Here is a 24,684-nt window from a genome sequence, read left to right on the forward strand (position 1 = left end):
CTAAAGTTTTGAAGGAGGATTTAACGATGGATTTATTTGACGGTTTGAAAGCAAAGATTAAGGGCCAGAATAAAACAGTAGTTTTCCCAGAAGGCGAAGAGTCTCGGATTTTTATGGCTGCAGCCCGGTTAGCGCAAGAAGGGTTAGTTGAACCTATTTTATTAGGTGCGAAAGCTGAAATTGAAAAGCGAGCGGAAAAAGAAGATGTCAGTTTAAAGAATGTCAAAATTATTGATCCAAATACTTATCCAGAAGCTGATAAGCAAGCAATGGTAGATGCTTTGGTCGATCGTCGCAAAGGTAAGAATACGGTCGACGAAGTTCAAAAGATGTTGGAAGACGTCAATTACTTTGGGACGATGCTCGTTTACTTGAAAAAAGCTGACGCAATGGTGTCTGGTGCTGTTCATCCAACGGGAGATACAGTTCGTCCAGCTTTACAGATTATTAAAACTAAACCGGGTGTGAAACGCATTAGCGGAGCATTTGTGATGCAACGAAATAACGAACGGTATATTTTTGCAGATACGGCCATTAATATTGATCCGGATGCTGAAACGTTGGCCGAAATTGCGGTCGAAAGTGCAGAAACGGCTAAAATATTTGATATTGAGCCTAAGGTGGCTATGTTGAGTTTCTCAACGAAAGGATCTGCCAAAGGTGAAATGGTTACTAAGGTTCAAGAAGCAACCAAGTTAGCACAAGAAAAGGCACCTGAAGTTGAAATTGACGGTGAGTTACAATTTGATGCCGCATTTGTGCCAGATGTTGGGGCAAGTAAGGCACCGGATTCAAAGCTAGCGGGACACGCAACGGTGTTTGTGTTCCCAGAATTGCAGTCAGGAAATATTGGCTATAAGATTGCGCAACGTTTGGGTCATTTCGAAGCAATTGGACCAATTCTTCAAGGATTGAATGCACCGGTGTCAGATTTGTCACGGGGTGCTAGTGAAGAAGATGTCTATAAGGTAGCGATAATGACGGCGGCCCAGGCAATTAAGTAGTGGGTGGAATAAACCGGTAAAAAGCAAACCATAACTGTCCTGAAAGCGGGGAGAATTCCCCGCGGTAAGGATAGTTATGGTTTGCTTTTTGGTTTATGGAACCGTCCTGAAGCTCAGCGGAAATTAAATGTTAAAAGGCTGTGACGGATGCGGGATCGCAATCCCGCGGGAGTCATACTTATTTCTCCCTTTTTGACTTTCTGAACCGTCCTGAAACAGCATGGCATATCTCCGCGGTAAGGATAGTTATGGTTTGCTTTTTGGTTTATGGAACCGTCCTGAAAAATTATGCCTTCGATCCAGTTAGTGTAAAGTTTTAAAGGATAGTAATAGTTTATTTAATGCAAAACAGGATTTAAGGATGCGGCAACCAGCAGTGCCATGGGTAATTTGGTGAAGATTATTTCGTGAAACTTGAATCATAGGTGTAGTGGAGGCGTTGATGAGAGCGTGTGTCGATGTCACTTGGCGATTTATCGCTTAGAGACATGGGAGACTGGAGAGATCCACTTCTGGCCTGAAGGGCGAGAAGTTAGCTCGCAAGCAACCCACACGTCCCCACATCAGCGCCGGAACGGAACTAAAATCAGATAAAAAAATTTAAATAAAATCTAATTAGTGGCACTACCTACTAAAACTTGCCATATATTACACCTTGACAGAAACCAAAAAGATCCCTAAACTGAGTATTAATTCATAGGCACGAAAGCCTCTGAATAATGAATAATTTAAGAGAACACCGTTTAATTGTTTCAGAGAAGACAAAATGGTTGTGTTATCTATCAATAAATGAAGAGCCTGTTTAAGGGGCTATCTGAATAAAACCATTTTGGAATCTGAAGCAAACGTCATGTTTGTTTTGGGTTCCTTTTTCTTTGGATCGATTCTACGCAAAATAGATATAAGAAAGAGGTTTACGTATATGAATCGATTAGCAGTAAAATTACCAGGATTAGATTTGAAGAATCCGATTATTCCAGCTAGTGGCACGTTTGGTTACGGGGACAGTTTTGCCAAACAATATGATCTAAATCAATTAGGATCACTAGTTATCAAAACGACGACTCCCAAACCACGAGTTGGCAACGCGGCACCTCAGTTTACGACGACCACGGATAGTCATTTAAATGCAGTTGGATTAAAAAATCCAGGAATTGAGGTTGTGATGGCTGAAAAATTGCCTTGGTTGGCTGGCCATTTTCCAGAACTACCCATTCTCGGCAGTGTGGCGGGAGACTCGATTGAAGAATATCGCGATTTAGTTGGGCGCATGAGTCAGGTGCCAAATGTGCATGCAATTGAGTTGAACGTCTCTTGTCCGAATGTAGCAAATGGGGGAATGGCGTTTGGCGTGGATCCCAAAACGGTTCAAACCATCACTGAACAGTGTGTGGCCGTTTCAAAAGTTCCCTTGTATGTAAAATTGTCCCCAAATGTAACTGATATTAGTGAAATTGCTGAGGCAGCTGAAGCAGGTGGAGCCGCGGGAATTACAATGATTAACGCAATCTTAGGCATGCGGATTGATATAAAAACTGGCCAGCCAATTTTAGCCAATCGGACTGGTGGGCTTTCAGGGCATGCTGTTAAAACAGTGGCGATTCGCATGGTAGCAGAGGTAAGGAAACACGTGAGTTTGCCGATTATTGGCGTTGGCGGTGTGTACACGGCAGAAGATGCAGTGGAATTGTTGATGGCGGGTGCGAATGCGATTGAAGTGGGAGCTGCCAATTATGATGACCCACTGGCTTGTCCAAAAATCATTTCGGCTTTGCCAGTTGTTTTGGATAATTTAGGAATTGCAAATATTACTGATATAACTGAAAAATAAAAAATATGTCATTAAAAAAAGACCATCCGCGTTTCATCGAAAATGAGAACTTCGATGTACTTGGATGAGCCTTTTTTGGTTAGTTTGTTTTTAACTTTAATTGGCACTCAGGACACAGTCCGTAGATCTCAAAATGATTACCAGAAACTTGATAACCAGTTTGGTTGGCAGCCTCTGTTTCCATGTGGTGGGCGTCTTTTGCGAAGCCGTCATAGAAAACATCGGCAATTTTGCCACAGTTGGTACAGATTATGTGGTAATGAGGTTTATTGTAATAATCATAGTGAACACCATTTTCGCCACTTGCCAATTCAATGACGAGATCTAAGTCGACAAACAACTTTAAGGTATTATAAATGGTAGCCAAACTCATATTAGGCTTTTTGGTGCTCAAGTCCGCTTGAATAGTTTCAACCGTTGGATGGTTATGGTGAGTTACCAAATAAGTCAAAATTGTTTGTCGTTGTGGCGTGATTCTAACGTGTTTTTTTTGTAATTCTTCAAGTGCCTCAGCGACTTCATCATTTTCCATAGGTTGGCCTTCTTTCATGAGTTGGGTAGTGTCAAACTAATTTAATCACTTTTTAAGATTACAGCAACTTCTAAAATGGGGATAAAAGCTTATTTTCAAAAATCAGTTTACACCAAACCAAATATGGAATACAATTAAATCGATTTAAAATGATTCTAATTTGGCAGGGAGAGAATTCAGTATGGAAGAAGAAACAGATTTATTTAAAGGGAATCGGAGCCTGCATAACTGGTTTGTGGGGATTTTATTAGCGGGCACCTTTACGATGTCCATTAGCCAGTCTTCTTTATCCACGGCTTATCCAACGTTGATGCGCTATTTTGGTGTGTCTGCAACCACCATTCAGTGGCTAACTACTGGGTTTATGTTGGTAATGTGTATTATGATGCCAATTAGTCCTTGGTTGCTCAGTAACGTCTCGTTCAAGCATCTATTTCAAGCGGTATTGCTCTTATTTGATTTGGGGACGTTAATTATTTTATTTGCACCAAGTTTTCCGGTGATGATGCTGGGAAGAATTCTAGAGGCAATGGGGGTCGGAATCTTATTTCCGTCCTACCAAAGTGTCATGTTGACGATCACGCCTGAAGAATCGCGTGGGGTCACCATGGGCGTGGTTGGATTAGTCATGGGATCAGCTTTGGCAGTAGGGCCAATTATTTCTGGAATTGTTTTAAAATTTACGACGTGGCAAGGATTATTTATCGTTTTTGCCGTCATTATTACGGTGGTTTGGCTGTTATCATTTAAATTCATTTCTGATGTAATGACATTGAAGCGGACTAAATTAGATTATATTTCTGTAATCAGTTCGTTAGGTTTCATTGGAATTTTATATGTGATTAATCAGATTGGTAAAACGCAGGTCAATTGGTCGCAACAACTGATTTTATTAGTTGTTAGTATTCTTGCAGTAGGTTATTTTGTATTTCGACAGTTTCATCAAAAAACACCAATGTTGGAATTACGAGTTCTTAAAACTTTTAATTATGATTTAGCGGTATTGTTAACTGGCGTTTCATACATTGCCTTGATTGTGACAACAATTATTTTTCCCCTTTATTATCAAGAAATCCTCCATCTTTCGCCATTTGTATCAGGGATGGCATTGGTTCCAGGAGCCGTCTTCTTGAGTATTTTAAATCCTGTCTCAGGAAAACTGGCGGACCGAATTGGGTTTAAACGGGTGTTATTGATTGGGATGAGTATGATCACATTAGGTTGGGGCATTTTATTTGTCTTTTTCAGTGGCGTTCACTTAATTGGCATGATCGTTTTGGCGATGCTAATTGAAGGCGGAAATGCCTTTGTGATGATGCCAGCTGTAACCTTGGGTGCAAATTCTTTGCCAGATAAATTAATCGCTCATGGAACAGCGGTTATCACCACCGTTCGACAGATTTTAGGCTCTTTAGGTGTGGCATGTGCGACAATTATTTTGACGGTCGTCACTAACAATCACTTAGCTAAAGGTGAACACGTAGCAATCGCTTCTCAAATGGGATACCGCGCTGTGTTTTTCACATTCTTTTTAGTTGCGATTGTTGGATTATTACTTGCAATTTCACTTAAAAACTCAGAAAAACAAGGGGTAAACCGATAGACTGTTGTATACTATTAAAGTTAAATAAAAATGAGGTATATAACATGACTTGGAAGATGTTTGGCCATAAATGCAAAACATATTGGCAAGGATTTATGGTTCGGTTTAACCGGGCTGACGCGGCAAATAATGCCGTTGTTCTCGCGTTTTACACGTTGTTGGCGATGTTTCCCGCGATTATCTTTGTAGGAAATTTATTGCCGTTATTTCATATCAATGTGGGAACGGTGCTGGAATATATTGAGACGGTTGTCCCAAGTACGATTTATCAAATTAGTCAACCGATTGTAAAAGATTTTTTGGAGAAGGGCAATGGGGAAGTGCTGTCTGTGGGGGCCATTTTGATGTTATGGTCATCGAGTCAAGCTGTGTCCGCTTTTCAACGTTCAATTAATCGGGCTTACGGAGTTGCAAAATTCCAAAATCCCATCATTAATCGGATTGGTGGTTTTTTCTTCACAATTTTCTTAGTTGGATTGATTGCCTTGATGATGTTTTTCTTTAGTTTCGGACAAACAATTGTGTCGTATCTCACACCAATTTTTAAATTACCGCATAGCCTTTTTCACATTGTCGGAAACGTTAAATTACCATCGGCTTTGATTATCATTTTTTTGAGTTTAACCATTTTGTATTATGTCGTGCCTAATACGCGCATTCGATTTGGTAGTGTGATCTGGGGATCTGCGGCGGCCACAATTGGATTGATGGGTGTTTCTCAATTCTTCACTTTGTACCTTCGCTATTTTGCGCGTTCTGTGAATAGTTATAAAACACTTGGAACCTTTATTGCCTTGATGTTCTGGCTGGAATTTTCTGCTCTGGTTATTATGATTGGCGGGGTGATTAATGCCACCAATCAGGAGTTGAGGTATGGTGATTTAGAGGATACAACTAAAGAATGGAATCAAAGACTTAAAAGATTTTGGAAATAATTGCAATCTAGGGGATCGTTATTGTTCGAAATTTGTTTAAATGAGTGAGTATTTGGAGGAGTTGTTTTTTTATGGAAAAAGATAATGAAAAACTGTTTGAAGGTTCCATTGAGATTTATATGTCGACACTAAAATTTTTGGAATATGTGCTTTCAGAACCAACAAAGCAGTACCATATTTCTTTTGAACAATTTTTAATTTTACGAAATGTGCGCTATCGTGACGATGTGACGCAAATGGGGATTGCGGCTGAACGGGGAGTCACAAGAAGTGCCATTGCCCGACAAATCAAATCGTTATTGCAGCTTGGTTATATTTCCCAAACACCGGAACCTAAAGACCAGCGAAAGTTATATTTGCGTTTGACAGACCAAGGCATTCAGGTGGAAAAATTAATTGATCAAAACGTCCATAAAGTCTTTAAGAGTTGGATTGATAAGATGGGCGAAGAAAAAGTGACTGAATTATTAGATCTTTTAGAAGAGTTTGGTCAAAAGATTATGAACCAAAAATAATTTACGCATAGAAAAAAGGCAGAAACTTTACTAGCACCATAGGATTTGGACAACTTGTTGACTCCAAGGTTAGGAAAACAAGTTATTAAATTTTGCGGGAATGCTAAATAAGGTTTCTGCCTTTTTTGCGTTTAATTTAGAAATCATTTACACCATTTAAGATGACATAATCAACTTTGCGGATGGACGAAAGGGAACGACCACCGGCGTAAGAAATTGCTGATTGAAGATCTTGATGAATTTCTTCTAAGGTATCTTGGATATGGCCTCGATAAGGCACCAACATTTGACGACCTTCCACATTTTTATGCTGACCTTTTTGAGTTTCTGAAGCCGAACCATAATATTGTTTGTAGTTTTTTCCATCAATTGTAATCATGTTACCAGGTGATTCTTGATGACCGGCCATCATAGAGCCAATCATGACCATTGAAGCCCCAAAACGAACTGATTTGGCGATATCACCGTTTGTTCGAATTCCGCCATCGGCAATGATGGGCTTGCTAGCAGCTTTGGCACACCAGCGAATGGCAGCTAATTGCCAACCACCAGTTCCAAATCCAGTCTTTAGCTTGGTAATACAAGCTTTTCCTGGTCCAATTCCTACTTTGGTTGCGTCAGCACCGGCATTCTCTAATTCGCGGACTGCTTCTGGCGTACCGACGTTTCCAGCGATTAAAAAGGTTTCTGGAAGGAGGGACTTAATGTGTTTAATCATGCGAATAACACTATTGGCATGACCATGAGCAATATCGATTGTAATAAATTCTGGATTAGCTTTTTGTTCTGCTAATTGGGAGATGAATTCAAATTCTTCTTCTTTCACACCGACACTGATTGAAGCGATTAATTTCTGGGCGTGCATATCTTTGATGAAAGCGAGCCTAGTTTCAGGTTCGAAACGGTGCATCACATAGAAATAACCGTTTTTTGCCAACCACACAGAGAGATCTTCATTAATAACCGTGGCCATGTTAGCTGGCACAACCGGAATTTTAAAGGTGTATTTTCCGAGCTTTGTGGTGGTATCTGCTTCTGAACGACTGTCAATAATACACTTATTAGGGATTAATTGAACATCTGAATAATCAAAAACTTTCATAATATAAGGTCCCTTCTTTTAATAATTAGGCATTCCAAGTGTCGGTTAAAACATTTGTTTGTTCACGATCTGGGCCTACTGAAAATGTTGATAGGGGAATTCCGACTAACTCGGAAACTCGTTTGAGATAGTTACGTGCATTTTCTGGTAATTCTTCTAAAGTTTTGCATGATGTAATATCTTCGTTCCAACCGGGTAATTCTTCGTAAATCGGTTCACAATTTTCGATCGCTTTTTCAGCGGCTGGATAATGATAAATTGTTTCACCGTTTAACTTGTAGGCTGTACATATCTTGATGGTTGATAAACCGGTCAAAACGTCTAAACAGTTTAAGCAAAGACTTGATAAACCACTAACCCTTTTAGCATGGCGCAACACAACGGTGTCCAACCAACCAATGCGACGAGGGCGACCAGTAACAGTACCATATTCATGGCCAGCTTCACGAATGAAGTCCCCAATCTCGTTGAGCTGTTCGGTAGGAAATGGACCATCACCAACTCTAGATGTGTAAGCTTTACATGCACCAACTACGTGATTGATCCGTTGTGGTCCAACACCAGCGCCAACAGCAGCACCACCGGCAATGGGGTTAGAAGAGGTTACATAAGGATAAGTACCGTGATCAAAATCTAACATGACACCTTGTGAACCCTCAAATAACACTTTTTGATTGTTATCAAGCGCATCGTTGATAAGGACTGATGTGTCAGTGACTTGGTCTTTGATTTCTTGACCATATTGATAGTAGCTTTCAAAAATATCTTCAAATTTTAGTGGTTCTGTTTCATATAACTTGGTGAATAATAAGTTCTTCGCTTTTAGGTTGGTTCTTAATTTTTCTTCAAAGGTTTCGCGATCTAACAAGTCACAGATCCGAATTCCGATGCGTTCAGCTTTATCCATGTACGCTGGGCCGATACCTTTGTGCGTTGTACCAATCTTACTGGCAGCCTTGGATTGTTCTTGTAATTCATCTAAACGAATATGATAAGGCAGAATAACCTGTGCCCGATCTGAAATTCGCAGATTACTTGTGGGAATACCATTACTTTCTAAGTAGTGCAATTCGTTGTGTAAGGATTTTGGATTAACCACAACGCCGTTTCCGATGACACTCAAACCATCTTGATTAAAAATTCCGGATGGAATAAGTTGTAATGCGAATTTTTTGCCTTGAAAAACAATTGAATGTCCGGCATTGTCCCCACCAGAGAAACGAACGGTTAAAGCAGCTTTGCGACCTAAGAAATCGGTGATTTTTCCTTTTCCTTCATCGCCCCACTGACTACCTACAACTACAATTGATGACATTTAATGACCCCCAAATAATTTGATTTAAGCAACCAGATAAGTGTAGCAAGTTTTTTAAGAAAACACAAGTAAAACACGAATAATAATATAAAATAACTAAATTAAAGTATGCTTTTAATCGTTCTGTTCTTTATAAGAAGCTGATTATTTATTAAATCAAATGGAATATCCGATACTTATATGATATAGTATTATACGGATATTAGATAGCTTACTTTTGCTTGAAGAATGTGAGGAATACGAATGTTAGAAAGATATACACGTGAAGAAATGGGGAACGTATGGAGTTTACATAATCAATACGCTTCATGGTTAAAAGTTGAAGTTGCCGCTGTGAAGGCATGGGGGAAACTTGGAAAAATTCCTGCCGCTGACGTGGCTAAGATTCAAGAGAATGCGAAGTTTGATGAAAATCGAATTGCTGAAATTGAAGCTGTGACGCATCATGATGTCATTGCCTTCACACGCGATGTTTCGGAATCTTTGGGTGCCGAAAAAAAATGGGTGCACTATGGCTTAACGAGTACCGATTTGGTGGATACGGCGCAAGGTTATCGGTTGAAACAGGCTAATGAAATTATTCGTCGCGACTTAGAAACTTTTAAACAAACTCTGGCTATTCAAGCAAAGAAATATAAATATACGGTCATGACGGGACGCACACACGGCGTTCATGCTGAGCCCATGACGTTTGGCTTGAAACTAGCTCGCTGGTATTCAGAAATCAAACGCGATATCGAACGTTTTGAACATGCCGCAAAAGGCGTTGAAGCTGGAAAAATTAGTGGCGCAGTTGGGACTTTTGCAAACGTGCCACCCCAAGTTGAAGAATTTGTGTGTGAAGATTTAGGATTAAACGCTCAAGAAATTTCGACACAGATTTTACCACGTGATTTACATGCGGAATATATTGCAGCTTTGGCTTTGATCGCAACCAGTCTTGAAGAGTTTGCGACAGAGATTCGGGGCTTGCAAAAATCCGAAGTTCGCGAGGTTGAAGAACATTTTGCGCCCGGTCAAAAAGGATCATCAGCAATGCCCCATAAGCGCAATCCAATTGGTTCAGAAAACATTTCCGGACTGGCACGGGTGATTCGTGGACATGTGCAAACAGCTTATGAAGACGTAAATTTATGGCACGAACGTGATATTTCTCATTCATCAGCAGAGCGAATTATTTTACCAGATACTACAATTTTGGTGGATTATATTTTGACGCGAATGAATAAGATTATTGGGGAGTTGACTGTATTCCCAGAACATATGAAGGCCAATATGGGTCGTAGTTTTGGGCTGATTTACAGTCAGCGTGTTTTATTGAAGTTAATTGATGCGGGAATGTCACGAGAGGATGCGTATGACCGGATCCAGCCGTTGACGGCAAAGGCATGGGATGAAGAAATTCAGTTTAAACCACTGGTTGAAAATGATCCAGTAATTAAAAAGCACCTCACAGAAAAAGAAATAGATGATGCCTTTGATTATAGGTATCATCTAAAGAATGTGGATTATATTTTTGAGCGGGTGGGAATAAAGTAGAGTGATTAAAAAAACGGTCAGCTTCTGAGCATAGCCTAGTTAACCAAATGATTTGGTCTTGGAATCGTTTGGTTAACGTAGCTAAGCGGAGGAAGCTGTTTTTTTAATCACGTTTCAGATCATAAGGAAAAGTTGGTGGCTTAGTTAGCCAAATGATTTGACTTTAGAATCGTTTGGTTAACATAGCAAATAGAGAAAGTTTTTTAAGCCTAGTTCAGGTCCTTCAGGTAACCGGCGAGTGACGTTAATCGTTTCTGAAATGCAAAGCCAACCAGGATCAATAAAACGCCAGTGACAATCAAAATATACCGAATTGAAACTTGATCAGCCAAGGGACCGTAAACTAGCATTGCAATTGGATAAATACCGGTAGACACAATTTGGAGAATGGAGAAGACACGACCCATTTTTTCTTTAGCCACATTTTCTTGAATTAAGATATTGGTGGTTGCTTGAATGATTGGCATGCAAATTCCAGAGAAGAACATAAAGAGTAAGTATGTCCAAAAAGGTTCTGGGAGCCCCATCACCGCAAAACTAACACCTGATCCAATAAATCCGAGCGTAATTAATTTAATTTTGTGTGGTAAACGTTTTTGCATCGTAATGTAAAAACTGCCTAATAAAGCTCCCATCGTCCACAGAAGTTCATTTAGTGTTAGGCGCCAAACGGCAGATCCGAATGCCCGTTTGACGAATAGCGTGGATAATTGTGAAGATGGTGCAACAAGCACAAAAGCAATCAACGTAAATACCATAAAGTTTCGGAGATAGCGATGTGAAAAAGTATATTTTAAGCCATCCTTAATTCCAGATAAACCGGCGACGTGTTCCTGTTGCTGTTGTTCTTGCTGGGGAGCATGAACACAGGCCATCAAAATAATTCCGGATGTGGCTGTAACCAAATCAACGACAAAGACAAACATAATTCCGAGTTTTCCTAAAATAAATCCGCTTAAAATTGGTGAAATTAGCAAGAGAACGGAGCTAATAAACTGATTTAAGCCATTTATGCGGGAAAGCTCTTTTTTTGGTGTTATTTCGGGTAATAGCGCGTTGCCAGCTGGGGTTTGAACACCTGACCCTAAGGATCGAATTGCGGCAATTAAAAGAAGAAGCCATAGATCACGCGAAAAGAAAAAATAGATAATTGCAGTTCCAAATGTTAATAAGGTGACCAATGAGCTGGACGCGATAATTAGTTTTTTGCGACTATATTGATCAGACCAGATTCCGGCCCACAAAGAAATTAAAATTTGTGGAAGGGTAGTAGCCATTGTTGCCAGCATAATCCAGGTTCCAGAAGATGCTTTTAAAGCAATGTACCAAAGAATGGCAAAATAAACTGAAGAAGATCCGAATAAGAAAAAATTTTGAGCGGCTAAAAAATAGCCGACATTTTGTTTCCAACTGTGTGATGCAATTGGGTGCATGTCCAACAACTCCTTTTGCCATTATTCTACCACGAAGGAAAAAAAGCTCCCAAGAATAATCTCTTGAAGTGCAGAGGATTCTTGGAAGCTTAGTTTATTCAGTTGTTTTAAACTGTTGATCTAGCGTTTCAGTCAGAATCTGTGAAACGTTGATGCCGGTCTGCTTGGCCCAATCATTTAAGTACTGAGGGATGGTAACATTCCGCCGAATGCGTTTTGTGTTTTTTGTTTCGTGCTCTGCAATCGGGACCATAATGACATGTTCACCTTCGACTAAATGAGTACTTTTCATATCAGAAGGGGCAGGCATTTTGTCTTGAGCCAGAATTAGTTTTTCTGCTTTTTCAGTAGCTTGAACCAAAGTCTCACCCTCAATTAGCATTCCCGGAAAATCTGGAATTAAGAGCTCAACAGAACCGTTTTGAACAGAATAAATAGCTGGATAAATTTTCATACACATTCTCCTTTTTGTCGGAATAAATTTTCTATAATGTGTATTATACATGCATGAATATTATAAGTAAAGCCATATGATAACTAAAAGTTAAACACGATAAACAACTTTGATAACTTCACAAACAACCGGATCATTTGTAGAAAATTCACGATCAAATTTACGCATTTGACTGGAGAATTTTTCTTTACTGCGTTCTTGCCAATCGGAAAGAGTTCGGTCTCCTTCGGCATCATTATAAGCATGTTCTGCTGAAACATGGAAAAATGGAACCAATTCTGACACGACTGTTTCAATAATTCCGACAGGATGCATGTCGGCGTTCAAAAGGACGAAGTAATCGCCAACTTGAGGGATTGGTTCATCTTTAGAAGAATAGTAGGCCAATGGTTTTGATGTAGCAGTCTTGTCACCAGCAAGAATTTTTTCAGTAAGCTCACTAACTTCTTCGGAATTAGATTGTTCACCAAACCAGCGTGTTTGAAAAGTCTTGTCAGTAAGTTGATGAGATTCCGCAAAATCGGTCCAAATTTTTTCTGCACTTAAAGCCATAATAATCAGTCCTCGTTTTCGTATTTAATGTCTGTAGTGTAGCACTTTGAGAGCAGAAATAAAACGAAACAAGGCTGGAATTTAAGAAAAATGTAAGCCTTTTATATATGAGAAAGATTAGGTGATAAAATGTGATGTTCATTTCTAAACGAACTAACTTTTCTTTGGTATAATGGACGCAAAGTGGCTTGGAGGGATAACAATGAAGAAAGAACGGATTTTAAATATAACTGGTGGTGTCAATTTCCGTGAACTTGGCGGTTATCCAACCAAAGATGGTAAAACAATTAAATGGCAAAAACTATTGCGATCTGGTGATCTTAGTAGATTAACAGAAAAAGATGTTAAAAATCTGGCAGATTATGGGCTTCACTATGATATCGATTTACGTTCACCTTCAGAAGCTAGCTGGCTACAGGATCGTTTACCTGAAGATACGATTTATCGGTCATATCCTGTTTACCCAATCGCCAAAAATGATGAATCTGATTTGCCACCATTACCCGATAAACCAGAATCAACCGATTATTCCCATCCATACGCTTTGATGATTTTAAATCCCCAAAGTCAGTTGGCATTTCGAACAATGTTTCAAGATTTGTTGGCTAATTCAGCACCGCAGAAGTCGTTACTGTTCCATTGTGCGGCTGGTAAAGATCGAACGGGCGTTGCTGGATTCTTAATCCTATCCGCTTTGGGTGTCGATTATGCGACGATTAAACAGGATTTTGTTTTGACTAACCTTGTATATAGCACAATGGATCAAGATGGTCTACGAAAACAGCTGCAAAACGACAAGGCAGCAAGTTTTGTCAATAAAATGAATACTGTTTTTCAAGTGCAAGGGGATACTTTGGATATTGCTAAACAGGCAATTATGGATAATTATGGTGATTATGAAACTTATTTTGATCAAGCGATGGGCCTTTCAAAAAGTGATTTAGATGCACTCAAGAAAATATGTCTGGAGTAAAGAGGCTAATTATGGAAAAGCAGCGAATCTTGCCCATTCAGTCGGGATTGAATTTTCGCGAATTAGGTGGTTATCCGACACAGGATGGTAAAACAATTAAATGGCGCAAACTCTTACGTTCCGGCTATCTATCTGTGCTTAAGAAAACGGACAAACAGTTTCTGACAGATTATGGGCTTCGTTACGATGTTGATTTACGGTCAGATTACGAAATTTTGCGAAATCCGGATCCGACAATTCCTGAAATGGTCCACATTTCAGCGTCAGTTTATCCGTTTACGGCTCATAAAAAGATGAGTCTAAAGCAGTGGTGGAAAAATATTTTTCATAAAGATGCGCATCAGCCGAGCATCCTTTCTGATCCGTATCAGCTAATGGTGCTTGATCAACATGCCCAAGCGGCGTTTAAAGAATTATTTCAAGTTTTGCTTAAAAATGATCAACCAAACCAGGCAGTTGTTTTCCACTGTTCAGCAGGCAAAGATCGCACTGGAATTGCAGCTTTCTTGGTTTTAAGTGCTTTAGGTGTCGATCAAGAAACGATTGACACAGATTACTTATTATCAAATCAAGTTTTGTTTGGGAAAATGCCGTCATTAAAATCGGCTTCTGGAACAAAAAGTGCGGCCATTGAGCGGATGAACCAAGCCAGAAACGTAAATCTACAAAGTTTACATTTAGCTAAACAGGCAATTGATGTTTCCTATCAAGGGATGACAAATTATCTTCACGAGGCGATGAACCTGTCTGACAAAAAGTTGGAGCAGTTAAGAGATCTCTATACCGAATAAAAAAGTTTGAAACAGATAATCTGTCTCAAACTTTTTATTTTATAGAAATACTAATAAAACAACGGCCAGCAGAAAGGCGATTCCGAGGAATGCGGCCGAAACGGCTTCAAAACGATTGGCACCTTTCATATCCATCCGTAAGCCAAACAAAACACTAAAAGCTAAAATGAGAATCAGCATTTTTTCGATTTCTGAATAACTATTACCATTGTTAAAGTAACCAGTAAACCAGCCCACGATACAGGCAATGATGACGATAATTCCAATGACAAAATCTGACCAATATTTTACACGCACATTAACACATCCTATGTTTATTATTGTTTCTATACTACCTTATTTGGCGAATAAATAACAATGAAAAAAAAGAAACCCAGCCATGCATGGCTGGGTTCTTTATATAGGGGAGTAGGTTGTTATCATGAAAAACAATGAAATATAGTAACTTTGGAGGAGTATGCTAATTTCATATAGGTAAAGTTATTGGCTTTATCTATATTTATATAATACCTTGCATGTATGAATTTTTTGTGACGAAAAGTTAAAAGGTTTATTAACACTAGTTTAACACGGCAACTCCTAAGGTAAGGTAGGTCGCAAACAGAATCCAGACAAAATAAGGTAACAAGAGCAGGGATGCAATTCGGCTGACTCTATAAAAGTGCCAGATACACCCCAGAACGACTAGGTCTAAAATAACTACGATTAACAGTCCAAACCAATAAAAATCTCCGCCAAAGAAAACAATACTCCATACGAAATTTAAAACAAGTTAGGTCGTAAATAGAATGAAACTAGCTACTTTGTCACGCTTAAAGGCAATTGACTGAAAGATAAAATAACCAGAGAGTGCAATCAATAAGTAGAGTAGTGGCCAAACAATCCCGAAAATATAATCAGGCGGTGACAATGGTGGTAGAGACAAAGCATTATAGATGGCCTTAATGTTTCCCGCAAACAAAGATGAAAGGCTTCCTAGAATCTCAACTCCAAGGATGAAGCATATAAGTACTATCCAATTAATCGATTTTTTGGTTTTCATTATTCTGATCCTCCCAGATAAAAGTTTTAGTAATTACCTAGAGTTTACCAACCCCACCGGGACTGCTAAAGAGAAATGCTCAAAAAGTAAGCGCTTAGCTATTTCCGACAAGCCGAGTTACTAATTGAAAAAATAATTTATTTTAATTATGAAAAACAGTAGACAAAACTAATTGTTTAGTTTATAGTTAGTCTTATGGAAATGATAAGTAAAACAAAAAGGAGTGTTTCAAGTATGGAAAAGATAACAGTATTATGGGGACCTAGTTGTGGGTCCGCACGGCGCGCGTGTCACTGGTTAGATACACATGATTTAGCTTATGACAGAGTTAATGTTGTTTCAACAGCCATTACACTAGACACTTTAAAAAAAGTTTTATCACTTACTGAGTATGGTGCGGAAGAGATTATTTCCGAAAGATCAAAGGCATTCAAAAAATTTGGGCGGAAGTATATTGATTCACTAACTATCAGTCAATTACATCGACTATTAGTGAACTATCCAAGTTTAATTAAAAAACCAATTATTTTTACACACAATAAATTACAAATTGGGTTCAATGAAGATGAAATTCGTAGCTTTATCCCAAGAGAAACGAGACGCGTGTCATTTGCGCAAATGTTGAGCATTTTACATGATGCCTAATAATTAGATAATAAAAAAAGACTAAGCTAAAAATCAGAGTCGACCACGCCAATAAACGTGGGCAGCTGGTGATTTCTTACTTAGTCTTTTTATTTTGATAGCTAATTTAAATATTCATCAATGAATTGTTGAACTTTTTCTTGGTAAGCCTGAGGATTTATCCAAAAGCTCTCCGCATGAGAGGCCTCGGGCACAATCCAAATTTCTTTAGGATCACCACAAGCTTCGAAACTTTCATCAACCATGGAGGTCGGGACATAAATGTCTTTTTCCCCATGAATAAATAAAAATGGTCGGGTGTTTTTGCGTAGCTGTCGGATGGAAGAAACAGCATCGATCGAAAACCCCATGCGGTGGCGATTAATTGCATTAATCAGGGGCACAAATATTTTGGCAGGTAGATTGAATTGTTCTTTTAATAAATAAGAAAGTTCGTCACGTAGGTTTGAATAGCCACAATCAGAAATCATAAGTTTGACTTGAGAGGGCAAATCCTCACCACTGGTCATCTGTATCGTCGCGCCACCCATACTAACCCCAAACATAATAATTTGGGAATCCGAACCGATCCGACTGACTACAGAATTAGCCCAATCCACAAAATCTAACCGATCGATCCAGCCGAAATTAATGTAATCACCGGAACTGTGTCCGTGAGCACGATCGTCTGGTAATAAGACGTTGTAACCCATATCGTAAAACATTTTGGCATAGTTGGACATGGTTTCGCCGTTTCCTTTATAGCCATGAGCAATAATAACCGTCTTTTTTGAGTCGGCCTGGGCAGCTGGAATAAAAGTAGCCTCGACGCGGTTTTCTAAATCGTCGTGATGTAATGTCCAGTGATGGGAAGTTACTCCGTGAAACCAATTGACATAGGTATAATAATCATCTGCATATTTTTGTTTATCAGCTGAAGTTTCGGGAACGTAATCTACGCGGCGAAAGGCATAATCATATAATTTAGCACTCGCGGCAGTTAGCCCGGTAATTCCTAAAGCTAAAGGAGCTACAACACCGAGGCCAATTAAATTTTTTCTCTTCATAAATCACCATCCTTGTTAGTTTGTACTAGTTTTCGAGATAAATGTGACGTAAATCTTGGATATCATTTTTTGAAAGGTTCAAATAGTCATGGAGGTACGTGGGCATATCCCCTGAGGTTTTCTGAATTTGATCCATGGCCGTGTTATAAAATGAAATTTGGACACTTTGTAAGTCGCGCATGCTTTGAATAAATGCTGAAGAAGCTCCTTGGAGTTTTAAGGATTTAATCATCGCAGCTTGTTGCGGTTGAATGACTTTGTTGGTCAAGAGATAATCGGCCTTGATGGTGTCTTCATTCACACCTAACGCACTTAAAAAGAAGACGGCTCCCATACCTGTGCGATCCTTGCCAGCGGTACAGTGGAACAATAAGGTGCTTTTCTCGTCATCATTTTCAAGTAGCACATCAAAGAAACTTCGGTAGGCTTTTTGAGAATGAGGATTTGTGATGATATCTTGGTAAGCACGTTGCATTTGTTGACGGCCGGTTGTGGGATCGGTATCCATTTTTCGTTGCAAGCGGTCAGTTTGTTTGGAATTTTGAGTTTCATCCGTTGAAAAAACGGGGATGAATAAATACTTTGCGTGATTTGGAACACGATCTGGAGAGGTTGCCTTTTCTTCTGGAGAGCGAAAGTCAATGTCATATTTTAATCCATAATCGCTTAGAAAAGTAAGGTCAGCATCTGTCAAATCCGCCAGTTTTGCTGATCGAATGATTTTGTGCCATTTGATAGTTTCACCGGATATTGTTTGATAGCCACCAAGCTCTCTAAAATTACCGCCTTTTTGCAATTGTAGTATTCGCGATCTCACCATGATAAATCCTCCCGTATCTTTATTTAACGTACAACCTATATAAAAAATGATAGCACAGTCCTGATTTTCTTCCTATTAAATTTACTTAAACATTTAGATGATGTTTAAGTGTGGTGAAGACATGGCGATCTGCCCAACCAGTGACGGCACCTTGTAAAACAAAGGCCAACACGGTTCCAAGCCCGACCGCATAAACATGATGAGTCATTATAAATGTCAGCAAGATGATTGAAATTGCCGGAATATAGCTGATCCACTGTGCTTTGGCCGCATGACCGTGCATAAATTTAAACCGCACGATGTAGGTCAGATCGTCGTTAGGATGCAACACGATATTAGCACGTTGATAAATAGAGACTGCAACACCAATTCCGACGATCCCAAGAATGTCAGCTACGACTCTGACCCACAGTGGCAAGTTTAAAAAGCCATGGGCATCTAAACCAGTACTAATACTGCCCACCAGAAAAGAAAATGGAATCATAAATACTAAATTTCCAAGCGCCCGGTGCCAGTCAAACCTTTTGAGTAACACAGCGTTAGCAATAACCACCGCGATTCCCTCGACAAATAAAACACTCCCTAAAGAGAAATGCAGCCAGTTGCTTAAGTTGACCGATGAGGAAGTCCAAAGGGCGCTTCCGCAGTGACTAGCAACCGTCAGTGCGTTTGAAAATGAGTTTAAGACGATTGAAACGGCCAAGAAAAAGAGCCTTTTTTTAAAATCTGCATGTTTGTCCACAACGGAACTTCCTTTTTAGCTGAATTCATACAGCACAGTATGTATGTGATCATCATAGAATATTTTGCAGAAAGATGCCAAATATTTTTAACGCTTACAAATTTGCTCTATAATGGAACCATTACTTGACAGGAGGGTATATTTTGGCAAAATTAACGAAATTAACAGATACTTATGAATTAAATAATGGGGTAAAAATTCCCATTGTCGGTTTTGGTACTTGGCAAACACCAGATGGTGACGTTGCTGAGAAATCAGTTGAAGAGGCTTTAGCGGCTGGTTATCGCCATATCGATACCGCCTTCGCTTATGGGAATGAACAAAGTGTTGGCAAAGGAATTAAAGATAGTGGGATTGCTCGCGATCAACTTTGGGTTACTTCTAAGTTAGATGGTAAAGATCATGGCTATGAAAATACCAAGCAGGCGATTGATAAATCCTTAACCAATTTAGGGTTAGACTACTTGGATCTGTTCTTAATTCATTGGCCAAATCCAATTGCTTATCGGGATACTTGGGAACAAGCCAATGCGGATACATGGCGTGCAATGGAAGAGGCTCAAAAAGCTGGCAAGCTGCGCACGATTGGTGTTTCTAATTTCCGTCCTAAGCATTTGGATGCACTTTTAAAAACGGCAACGGTTGTCCCTCAGGTTAACCAAATTTTCCTTAACCCAAGCGATTTACAGCCAGAAGTTGTGAAATACAATGATGAACATAATATTTTATCTGAAGCATATAGCCCACTAGGGACAGGAAAAATCTTTGGTGTTTCAGAGCTGAAATCTATGGGTGAAAAATACCATAAGTCAGTCGCGCAGGTTGTCTTGCGTTGGTCTTTGCAACACGGATTTTTACCACTACCAAAGTCTGTGCATAATGAACGAATTATTGAAAATACAAAATTGTTTGATTTTGTAATTGATGATGCAGATATGAAAACAATTGATGGTTTACGGGGGCTTGCAGGTTTAGCTACGGATCCAGATACCATTACTTGGTAGTCAGCAAAGTAAAATGCTCGATTCATTTTTATGAATCGGGCATTTTTTTAGATCGGTTATTAATTAAACTTCTTCGGTAGAGGTTTTTAATACATTATTTTTCTTCATAGTTTCGTATATGCGTTTGCAATCAGTAGAATTTCCACGCAACTCATAGTTGTCTAAATAGTCGAAGCCATAATCGCGGGCATATCGTTTAGCGGTTAAGCAATACTGCAAACCAAAATTGCGATTACCACTGCCGATTACGCCAAGGCAAAGTTTACGATTATTTTTATAAGCGATGTATTCGCCTAAAACGTTAGTCATAAGCTCCTTAACACCATTATCCACACCATTCCCACCATCAAGATAAGTAGGCACAAAAGCAAAATAAGGTTCTTGTTCGCTATCAAAATCGGATTCTTCAGAGATTTCTTTTAAAGAAACGAGAGGATTGGCTGCATCTTTTGAATGCTGTTCTTCAGCATAATCTTGAAGATCCTGTGTAAAAGACCGTGTATTTCCCGCAACAGAAATGTATAAAATATTAATAATTGACATGGTGGGACCTCCTTAAGGATTACCGTTTATAATTGTAAGTCATTAAGGATATTGTACCACTTAAAATTTTTGGAAAATAGTTTTCTTGAAATCCTGAAACCGTTTTAACAAAGTAGTAAACTAGACCTATAACAAATTAAATGAAAAAGAATTGGGGTCGTTAATTTGGAACCTTATATTGTATTTATGGATATTGATGGGACGCTGATTTCACATAACCAAAACGTTTCTACAATGACTAAAAAAGTAATCGAACAATTGCAACAGCAAGGATTTATTTTCTATATTGCGACGGGGAGAATGTTATCGTTGGTAGCGTCAAGAATCTTGTGTAAATGAAATGCCTTCGTACATATAATATGTATCTAACTTAAATAAATGATGCTTCCAAGGTGTCCTGGAGTCCTTTGAACCCTCGGTGGATCCGCTTCAGAGACTTCTCGTTATAAACATTAAACTGAGAAACCAGGAAGCGATCCAGTGAATCTTCCGTTGGAAATTGTTCTTTGTGGTGGGTGGTGCGCTTGAGATGCTTATTAAAGTTCTCAATCAGGTTAGTGGAGTATAGTGATTGCCGGATAGCTGGTGGAAAGTCCATGAAAGTGAGTAAATTCGGCATTTTAAGCAGATCTTTGATTAATTTGGGATAGGTCTGATGCCAGTTGTTGGCGAACTCATTCAGTTTCAGTTCGGCTGCTTCACGGTTGGCGGCCCGATGAACTTGTTTAAAGTCACTGATCACGGCCTTGCGGTCTTTTACGCGAACTTTGTTCATCAGATTCCGCCCAACATGAACCAGGCAACGTTGTCGTTTGGCTTTAGGGAAATGCTGATTCAAGCCTTCATCCAAACCAACTAACCCATCGGCCACAAACAATAGCACATCTTTAACGCCCTGCTTGATCAAGGTTCCCAGCAGTTCAGTCCAGATTCCAGTCGATTCCGTTGGCGCCACTTGGTAGTTCAGCACTTCTTTCGTACCATCTGGACGAATGCCAATCGCAATATGAACGGCTTCTTTTTGAACGGTATCCCGCTTTAACGGCAAGTAAGTGGCATCTAAGAAGATGGCCGCATATTGTGAAGCCAGTCGACGTTGCTGGAAAGCTTGAACCTGTTCATTGACGGCTTTAGTCATGTTGGAAACCGTGGCTTTGGAGTAGTGAGCACCGTACATTTTCTCAATGAGTTCGGCAATTTCAGCAGTGGTAATTCCCTTGGTATACAACTGAATGACCGTTGTTTCTAAATTATCACTGTGCCGACCGTAGGCTGGCAAGGTATGATTTTCAAACCGGCCATTGCGATCTCGAGGAATGGTTAAGTTAAGTTGGCCGTACTTCGTATCAAACGAGCGCTCATAACTGCCGTTGCGGTTATTACCAGTGTTAATCCCAGCGTATGAGTAGCGTTCGTAACCCAAAAACTCTGCCAATTCGGTTTGAAGCAGCTGGTTAATCGCAATTTCGAGGTGGTGACGAAAAACTTCGTCCAAATCTTGCTTTTGGGCTAGTGCAGCGATAATTTCTGTGGTAAGTTCATTCATGGGGAATGCCTCCTGTGATGTTTTCTGTGGTTACTAAATATCATAAGGGAAGGCATTCCCTATTTCTATACAATTCAGAAATCTTTTATGCATTTACACAAGATATTTTACGCTCTCTTATCGTTAGCGCAAGTTATTCAAAAAAGAATTAATTCAAAGGTAGAAATAATTGCTTCGAATGGTTCCGTTTATCAAAAAGGACATCATTTGCACCAAGATCATTTGGGGTGGAAGGCAATTAGTACCGTTTATGACATCACAACGGAATTAGAATTATCGACCAATTTTTTTAGTACAGATCGAACGTTTTATACAAGGAATAAGCCCTGGGATCTGAGTCGACTCGCGAGAATGCGGGTTATGCAGGATGGTGCTGGTAAGTTTGAAGATGTGCATGATCGCGATCATTTGAATGAGGTTAGTGAACAAATTATAAATGGAATCGTGATTGCTCAAGGACAATTGGACAAACTGTCAATTGCGCGCCAAAAATTAGTAGAGGCAGATGTGTTGAGTGTGTCGTCTTCGAGTCCGGATAATATTGAGTTGATTCCAAAACGAATTGATAAGGCAAGTGCGGTTCGCGCGATTACAAATCAATATGGAATTCCGGTAGACCATACGATTGCGTTTGGAAATGATAAAAACGATTTGGGAATGTTAAAGGCGGCCGGAACGGGTGTTGCAATGGGAAATAGTGCGGATGAAATAAAGGCCCAGGCGGACGCGGTGACAGAAGCAAGTGAAGATGACGGATTGCCCAAGTATTTGAAGAGAAGGTTCTTAGATTAGTGGGCTCGGCAATGCGTTAAGAGGCAGAAAATAACTGTCCTGGATGCGGGATCGCAATCCCGCGGGAAGGATAGTTATTTTCTGCCTCTTGCATTGCCGAGCCGTCCTCAGAAAAAAAGCGAAGAGGATGCGGGATCGCAATCCCGCGGGAAGGATGGTTATTCTTGACCTTTTGCATAGCCGAGCCGTCCTCAGAAAAAAGGGTGAAGAGGATGCGGGATCGCAATCCCGCGGGAAGGATGGTTATTCTTGGCCTTTTGCATAGCCGAGCCGTCCTCAAAAAAAGTAATAACAAAAAAGACCAGTTTGATGAAACTCAAACTGGTCTTTCGTATTTAGTTATCCATGTTTAATCGATCTGTTTCAGCTTTGTCTTTTAGCTTTTTGAATTCTTCATCAGAGATTTTTGTGACGTGGAACCAATCAATATGAGCATTTTCATTATCTAAAACTTCGAAGTTATACCGATCGATGCGAACTTTATCGTGCACTTGAATATTTGGGTGATGATCAATGACATAACCACCAAGTGTGACAACATCTTCTCCTTCAAATCCAGGGACATCGATTCCAAAGTACCGTTCAAAATCGTACATCGTAGTTTTACCACTGACTTGATAGGAGCCATCTGTTTCTTTGTGAATATAGTCGCCAGAAACATCATCAACTTCATCACTAATTGTTCCGAAAACTTCTTCATAAATATCTTTATCCGTGATAATCCCACTAGTCCCACCATATTCATCAACAACAACGGAAATGGGGGTTTGCTTTTGCAGCATTCTTTGGAGAACCTCTTGAATAAGGACTGTTTCAGGAACGGTAATGATGTTTCGAAGTAACTTGCTAACCTTAACTTTACCGTCTACACGACTTTGACGAACTAAATCGTAGTTGTAAACATAACCTAGGATCTTATCCTTATCGTTATTAGCAACGACTGGGAAACGGCTAAAACGTTTCTGTAAATATAGTAGCAATGCTTCATCAACCGTTGCGTCAACATCTAAAACAACTAATTGAGTACGATCAATCATGATGTCTTTAGCAACTTTATCATTAAAGTCAAACGCCCGCTGCATGTAAACATAATCGTTTTGATCAAGTTCACCACCAGTGACGGCATTTTTTGATAAGCTTAAAATTTCAGCCTGTGAGAAGACTTCATTACTTTCGTCAGCAGGTTCCATCCCCATTAATTTGACAATACCATTTGCTGAAGCATTTAGTAACCAAACAAAGGGATAGAACGCGGTATGAAACCAGTGTAATGGGGTTACAAGCCTCATTAAAACTTTTAAGGGAATATCAATACTAATATTCTTTGGCACAATTTCTGTGATAACAACTTCTAAATAAGTTAAAAGAAGAACCCCAATCACCGCTCCAATGGCATGCAGAGAAGTCTGGTTAATTAGATGTGTAGAACCGAAAAACAAAATAATAAAGTATTCAACGTACGATTCACCAATCCAACCTAGGATAATCCCACAGACGGATGTTCCAACCTGGGTTGTAGAAAGGTACTCATTTAGATTTGAAACCATGTGGATTGCTCGATCGAGCTTTTTGAGCCGCCCACCAACTGCTGTTGCTCTTGCTTCTTCTAAGGCACTTAACCGACTTTCGACAAGCGCAAATTCAGCAGCGACGAAAAAGTATGCCATGATAAAGGTAATCAAAATGATAATAGTATCGCTGATTATCTGACCACTGTCCAAGGACCATTCCCCATTTCTTTTGTAATTACATTATCTTTATATTATAGCGCGTCTCTAGAGAAAAATCTTTCAAATTAGTCAAGGATACCAGTTAATTTGTCACATATTTATAAAAAAGTTTGAAAAAATGATGAATGATATTAGAATTCTTATAAGTCCGATAAGTATCTTTTGACATTTAAGTGATAATTGGATATGATACTA

The 24,684-nt window shown here is 39.4% G+C and carries 26 protein-coding genes and 1 pseudogene; 12 read left to right on the top strand and 15 right to left on the bottom strand.

Annotation, left to right across the window (positions count from 1 at the left end; genetic code table 11):
• Positions 1-26 precede the first annotated feature (26 nt).
• Both pta and PI20285_RS01055 read left to right on the top strand, forming a co-directional pair.
• A complete protein-coding gene (pta, locus tag PI20285_RS01050; protein WP_057773431.1) occupies positions 27-1,004 on the top strand; it encodes a phosphate acetyltransferase in 978 nt (325 codons plus the stop codon).
• A gap of 922 nt (positions 1,005-1,926) precedes the next feature.
• Positions 1,927-2,835, top strand: a complete 909-nt coding sequence (locus PI20285_RS01055; protein ID WP_057774596.1) for a dihydroorotate dehydrogenase — start codon at positions 1,927-1,929, stop codon at positions 2,833-2,835.
• Positions 2,836-2,914: 79 nt separating this feature from the next.
• Here PI20285_RS01055 and PI20285_RS01060 read toward each other — a convergent pair whose 3' ends face one another.
• Positions 2,915-3,367 carry a Fur family transcriptional regulator gene (locus PI20285_RS01060; RefSeq protein ID WP_057774600.1) on the bottom strand — a complete coding sequence of 151 codons (453 nt, stop codon included), beginning with the start codon at positions 3,365-3,367 and terminating at the stop codon, positions 2,915-2,917.
• Positions 3,368-3,548: 181 nt separating this feature from the next.
• Between PI20285_RS01060 and PI20285_RS01065 the strand changes: the two genes are divergently transcribed.
• From PI20285_RS01065 to PI20285_RS01075, 3 genes are all read left to right on the top strand, one after another.
• On the top strand, positions 3,549-4,970 hold the full coding sequence (locus PI20285_RS01065) for an MFS transporter (protein ID WP_057774603.1): 1,422 nt from the start codon (positions 3,549-3,551) through the stop codon (positions 4,968-4,970).
• A gap of 44 nt (positions 4,971-5,014) precedes the next feature.
• Positions 5,015-5,905, top strand: coding sequence for a YihY/virulence factor BrkB family protein (locus PI20285_RS01070; RefSeq protein ID WP_057774606.1), 891 nt, complete (start codon positions 5,015-5,017; stop codon positions 5,903-5,905).
• A 71-nt stretch (positions 5,906-5,976) separates the two neighbouring features.
• The gene (locus tag PI20285_RS01075; protein ID WP_057774609.1) at positions 5,977-6,420 is read left to right on the top strand and encodes a MarR family winged helix-turn-helix transcriptional regulator; all 444 of its coding nucleotides are present in this window, start codon (positions 5,977-5,979) and stop codon (positions 6,418-6,420) included.
• A 136-nt stretch (positions 6,421-6,556) separates the two neighbouring features.
• Here PI20285_RS01075 and PI20285_RS01080 read toward each other — a convergent pair whose 3' ends face one another.
• Together PI20285_RS01080 and PI20285_RS01085 are read right to left on the bottom strand one after the other, a co-directional pair.
• The gene (locus PI20285_RS01080) at positions 6,557-7,522 is read right to left on the bottom strand and encodes a GMP reductase (protein WP_057774612.1); all 966 of its coding nucleotides are present in this window, start codon (positions 7,520-7,522) and stop codon (positions 6,557-6,559) included.
• A 25-nt stretch (positions 7,523-7,547) separates the two neighbouring features.
• Positions 7,548-8,837 carry an adenylosuccinate synthase gene (locus PI20285_RS01085; protein ID WP_057774615.1) on the bottom strand — a complete coding sequence of 430 codons (1,290 nt, stop codon included), beginning with the start codon at positions 8,835-8,837 and terminating at the stop codon, positions 7,548-7,550.
• 243 nt (positions 8,838-9,080) lie between these two features.
• Between PI20285_RS01085 and purB the strand changes: the two genes are divergently transcribed.
• Positions 9,081-10,376 carry an adenylosuccinate lyase gene (gene purB / locus PI20285_RS01090; protein ID WP_057774617.1) on the top strand — a complete coding sequence of 432 codons (1,296 nt, stop codon included), beginning with the start codon at positions 9,081-9,083 and terminating at the stop codon, positions 10,374-10,376.
• Positions 10,377-10,585: 209 nt separating this feature from the next.
• Here purB and PI20285_RS01095 read toward each other — a convergent pair whose 3' ends face one another.
• The 3 genes from PI20285_RS01095 to PI20285_RS01105 form a co-directional block, all read right to left on the bottom strand.
• The gene (locus tag PI20285_RS01095) at positions 10,586-11,809 is read right to left on the bottom strand and encodes an MFS transporter (RefSeq protein WP_057774620.1); all 1,224 of its coding nucleotides are present in this window, start codon (positions 11,807-11,809) and stop codon (positions 10,586-10,588) included.
• 94 nt (positions 11,810-11,903) lie between these two features.
• Complete coding sequence (locus tag PI20285_RS01100) at positions 11,904-12,263, bottom strand: type II toxin-antitoxin system HicB family antitoxin (protein WP_057774622.1); 360 nt, start codon at positions 12,261-12,263, stop codon at positions 11,904-11,906.
• A gap of 90 nt (positions 12,264-12,353) precedes the next feature.
• Positions 12,354-12,815: an ASCH domain-containing protein gene (locus PI20285_RS01105; protein WP_057774625.1), complete on the bottom strand. Its 462-nt coding sequence runs from the start codon at positions 12,813-12,815 to the stop codon at positions 12,354-12,356.
• Between the two features lie 202 nt (positions 12,816-13,017).
• Between PI20285_RS01105 and PI20285_RS01110 the strand changes: the two genes are divergently transcribed.
• Positions 13,018-13,788 carry a tyrosine-protein phosphatase gene (locus PI20285_RS01110; protein WP_057774628.1) on the top strand — a complete coding sequence of 257 codons (771 nt, stop codon included), beginning with the start codon at positions 13,018-13,020 and terminating at the stop codon, positions 13,786-13,788.
• An 11-nt stretch (positions 13,789-13,799) separates the two neighbouring features.
• The gene (locus PI20285_RS01115) at positions 13,800-14,579 is read left to right on the top strand and encodes a tyrosine-protein phosphatase (protein ID WP_057774630.1); all 780 of its coding nucleotides are present in this window, start codon (positions 13,800-13,802) and stop codon (positions 14,577-14,579) included.
• A gap of 39 nt (positions 14,580-14,618) precedes the next feature.
• Here the strand turns inward: PI20285_RS01115 and PI20285_RS01120 are convergent, their stop codons facing one another.
• Positions 14,619-14,876 carry a hypothetical protein gene (locus PI20285_RS01120; protein ID WP_057774634.1) on the bottom strand — a complete coding sequence of 86 codons (258 nt, stop codon included), beginning with the start codon at positions 14,874-14,876 and terminating at the stop codon, positions 14,619-14,621.
• A 262-nt stretch (positions 14,877-15,138) separates the two neighbouring features.
• Positions 15,139-15,621, bottom strand: a pseudogene (locus PI20285_RS01125) (TspO/MBR family protein).
• Between the two features lie 234 nt (positions 15,622-15,855).
• Between PI20285_RS01125 and PI20285_RS01130 the strand changes: the two are divergent.
• The gene (locus PI20285_RS01130) at positions 15,856-16,266 is read left to right on the top strand and encodes a Spx/MgsR family RNA polymerase-binding regulatory protein (RefSeq protein ID WP_057774636.1); all 411 of its coding nucleotides are present in this window, start codon (positions 15,856-15,858) and stop codon (positions 16,264-16,266) included.
• Between the two features lie 101 nt (positions 16,267-16,367).
• On the opposite strand, the gene PI20285_RS01135 is transcribed toward PI20285_RS01130, so the two are convergent.
• From PI20285_RS01135 to PI20285_RS01145, 3 genes are all read right to left on the bottom strand, one after another.
• Positions 16,368-17,312, bottom strand: a complete 945-nt coding sequence (locus tag PI20285_RS01135) for an alpha/beta hydrolase (protein ID WP_057774639.1) — start codon at positions 17,310-17,312, stop codon at positions 16,368-16,370.
• Between the two features lie 25 nt (positions 17,313-17,337).
• Positions 17,338-18,129: a tyrosine-protein phosphatase gene (locus tag PI20285_RS01140; RefSeq protein ID WP_179947335.1), complete on the bottom strand. Its 792-nt coding sequence runs from the start codon at positions 18,127-18,129 to the stop codon at positions 17,338-17,340.
• An 88-nt stretch (positions 18,130-18,217) separates the two neighbouring features.
• Positions 18,218-18,874 (bottom strand): YczE/YyaS/YitT family protein, encoded by a 657-nt coding sequence (locus PI20285_RS01145; RefSeq protein ID WP_057774648.1) that lies wholly within the window; start codon positions 18,872-18,874, stop codon positions 18,218-18,220.
• A gap of 143 nt (positions 18,875-19,017) precedes the next feature.
• Here PI20285_RS01145 and PI20285_RS01150 point away from each other — a divergent pair, with 143 nt between their 5' ends.
• Complete coding sequence (locus PI20285_RS01150) at positions 19,018-19,878, top strand: aldo/keto reductase (protein WP_057774651.1); 861 nt, start codon at positions 19,018-19,020, stop codon at positions 19,876-19,878.
• A 63-nt stretch (positions 19,879-19,941) separates the two neighbouring features.
• Here PI20285_RS01150 and nrdI read toward each other — a convergent pair whose 3' ends face one another.
• Positions 19,942-20,421, bottom strand: coding sequence for a class Ib ribonucleoside-diphosphate reductase assembly flavoprotein NrdI (gene nrdI, locus PI20285_RS01155; protein ID WP_057774653.1), 480 nt, complete (start codon positions 20,419-20,421; stop codon positions 19,942-19,944).
• Positions 20,422-20,586: 165 nt separating this feature from the next.
• Here nrdI and PI20285_RS01160 point away from each other — a divergent pair, with 165 nt between their 5' ends.
• Entirely contained in the window at positions 20,587-20,760 is a 174-nt protein-coding gene (locus PI20285_RS01160) for an HAD family hydrolase (RefSeq protein ID WP_082623310.1), read from the top strand.
• Between the two features lie 31 nt (positions 20,761-20,791).
• Here PI20285_RS01160 and PI20285_RS01165 read toward each other — a convergent pair whose 3' ends face one another.
• The gene (locus PI20285_RS01165) at positions 20,792-21,967 is read right to left on the bottom strand and encodes an IS256 family transposase (RefSeq protein ID WP_105782163.1); all 1,176 of its coding nucleotides are present in this window, start codon (positions 21,965-21,967) and stop codon (positions 20,792-20,794) included.
• An 87-nt stretch (positions 21,968-22,054) separates the two neighbouring features.
• Here PI20285_RS01165 and PI20285_RS01170 point away from each other — a divergent pair, with 87 nt between their 5' ends.
• Complete coding sequence (locus PI20285_RS01170) at positions 22,055-22,759, top strand: HAD-IIB family hydrolase (protein WP_105782164.1); 705 nt, start codon at positions 22,055-22,057, stop codon at positions 22,757-22,759.
• A gap of 16 nt (positions 22,760-22,775) precedes the next feature.
• Here the strand turns inward: PI20285_RS01170 and PI20285_RS11580 are convergent, their stop codons facing one another.
• Positions 22,776-22,937 (bottom strand): hypothetical protein, encoded by a 162-nt coding sequence (locus PI20285_RS11580; protein ID WP_156406531.1) that lies wholly within the window; start codon positions 22,935-22,937, stop codon positions 22,776-22,778.
• A 157-nt stretch (positions 22,938-23,094) separates the two neighbouring features.
• Positions 23,095-24,480 (bottom strand): hemolysin family protein, encoded by a 1,386-nt coding sequence (locus tag PI20285_RS01175; RefSeq protein WP_057774480.1) that lies wholly within the window; start codon positions 24,478-24,480, stop codon positions 23,095-23,097.
• Positions 24,481-24,684: the final 204 nt, after the last annotated feature.

This window comes from Pediococcus inopinatus, from assembly GCF_002982135.1.
GTDB lineage: Bacteria > Bacillota > Bacilli > Lactobacillales > Lactobacillaceae > Pediococcus > Pediococcus inopinatus.

Coding starts and splice junctions, on each gene's coding strand:
- pta (WP_057773431.1), top strand. CDS start 27: ATGGATTTATTTGACGGTTTGAAAGCAAAGATTAAGGGCCAGAATAAA.
- PI20285_RS01055 (WP_057774596.1), top strand. CDS start 1,927: ATGAATCGATTAGCAGTAAAATTACCAGGATTAGATTTGAAGAATCCG.
- PI20285_RS01060 (WP_057774600.1), bottom strand. CDS start 3,367: ATGGAAAATGATGAAGTCGCTGAGGCACTTGAAGAATTACAAAAAAAA.
- PI20285_RS01065 (WP_057774603.1), top strand. CDS start 3,549: ATGGAAGAAGAAACAGATTTATTTAAAGGGAATCGGAGCCTGCATAAC.
- PI20285_RS01070 (WP_057774606.1), top strand. CDS start 5,015: ATGACTTGGAAGATGTTTGGCCATAAATGCAAAACATATTGGCAAGGA.
- PI20285_RS01075 (WP_057774609.1), top strand. CDS start 5,977: ATGGAAAAAGATAATGAAAAACTGTTTGAAGGTTCCATTGAGATTTAT.
- PI20285_RS01080 (WP_057774612.1), bottom strand. CDS start 7,522: ATGAAAGTTTTTGATTATTCAGATGTTCAATTAATCCCTAATAAGTGT.
- PI20285_RS01085 (WP_057774615.1), bottom strand. CDS start 8,837: ATGTCATCAATTGTAGTTGTAGGTAGTCAGTGGGGCGATGAAGGAAAA.
- purB (WP_057774617.1), top strand. CDS start 9,081: ATGTTAGAAAGATATACACGTGAAGAAATGGGGAACGTATGGAGTTTA.
- PI20285_RS01095 (WP_057774620.1), bottom strand. CDS start 11,809: ATGCACCCAATTGCATCACACAGTTGGAAACAAAATGTCGGCTATTTT.
- PI20285_RS01100 (WP_057774622.1), bottom strand. CDS start 12,263: ATGAAAATTTATCCAGCTATTTATTCTGTTCAAAACGGTTCTGTTGAG.
- PI20285_RS01105 (WP_057774625.1), bottom strand. CDS start 12,815: ATGGCTTTAAGTGCAGAAAAAATTTGGACCGATTTTGCGGAATCTCAT.
- PI20285_RS01110 (WP_057774628.1), top strand. CDS start 13,018: ATGAAGAAAGAACGGATTTTAAATATAACTGGTGGTGTCAATTTCCGT.
- PI20285_RS01115 (WP_057774630.1), top strand. CDS start 13,800: ATGGAAAAGCAGCGAATCTTGCCCATTCAGTCGGGATTGAATTTTCGC.
- PI20285_RS01130 (WP_057774636.1), top strand. CDS start 15,856: ATGGAAAAGATAACAGTATTATGGGGACCTAGTTGTGGGTCCGCACGG.
- PI20285_RS01135 (WP_057774639.1), bottom strand. CDS start 17,312: ATGAAGAGAAAAAATTTAATTGGCCTCGGTGTTGTAGCTCCTTTAGCT.
- nrdI (WP_057774653.1), bottom strand. CDS start 20,421: ATGTCAATTATTAATATTTTATACATTTCTGTTGCGGGAAATACACGG.
- PI20285_RS01165 (WP_105782163.1), bottom strand. CDS start 21,967: ATGAATGAACTTACCACAGAAATTATCGCTGCACTAGCCCAAAAGCAA.
- PI20285_RS01170 (WP_105782164.1), top strand. CDS start 22,055: ATGCATTTACACAAGATATTTTACGCTCTCTTATCGTTAGCGCAAGTT.
- PI20285_RS11580 (WP_156406531.1), bottom strand. CDS start 22,937: ATGCAAAAGGTCAAGAATAACCATCCTTCCCGCGGGATTGCGATCCCG.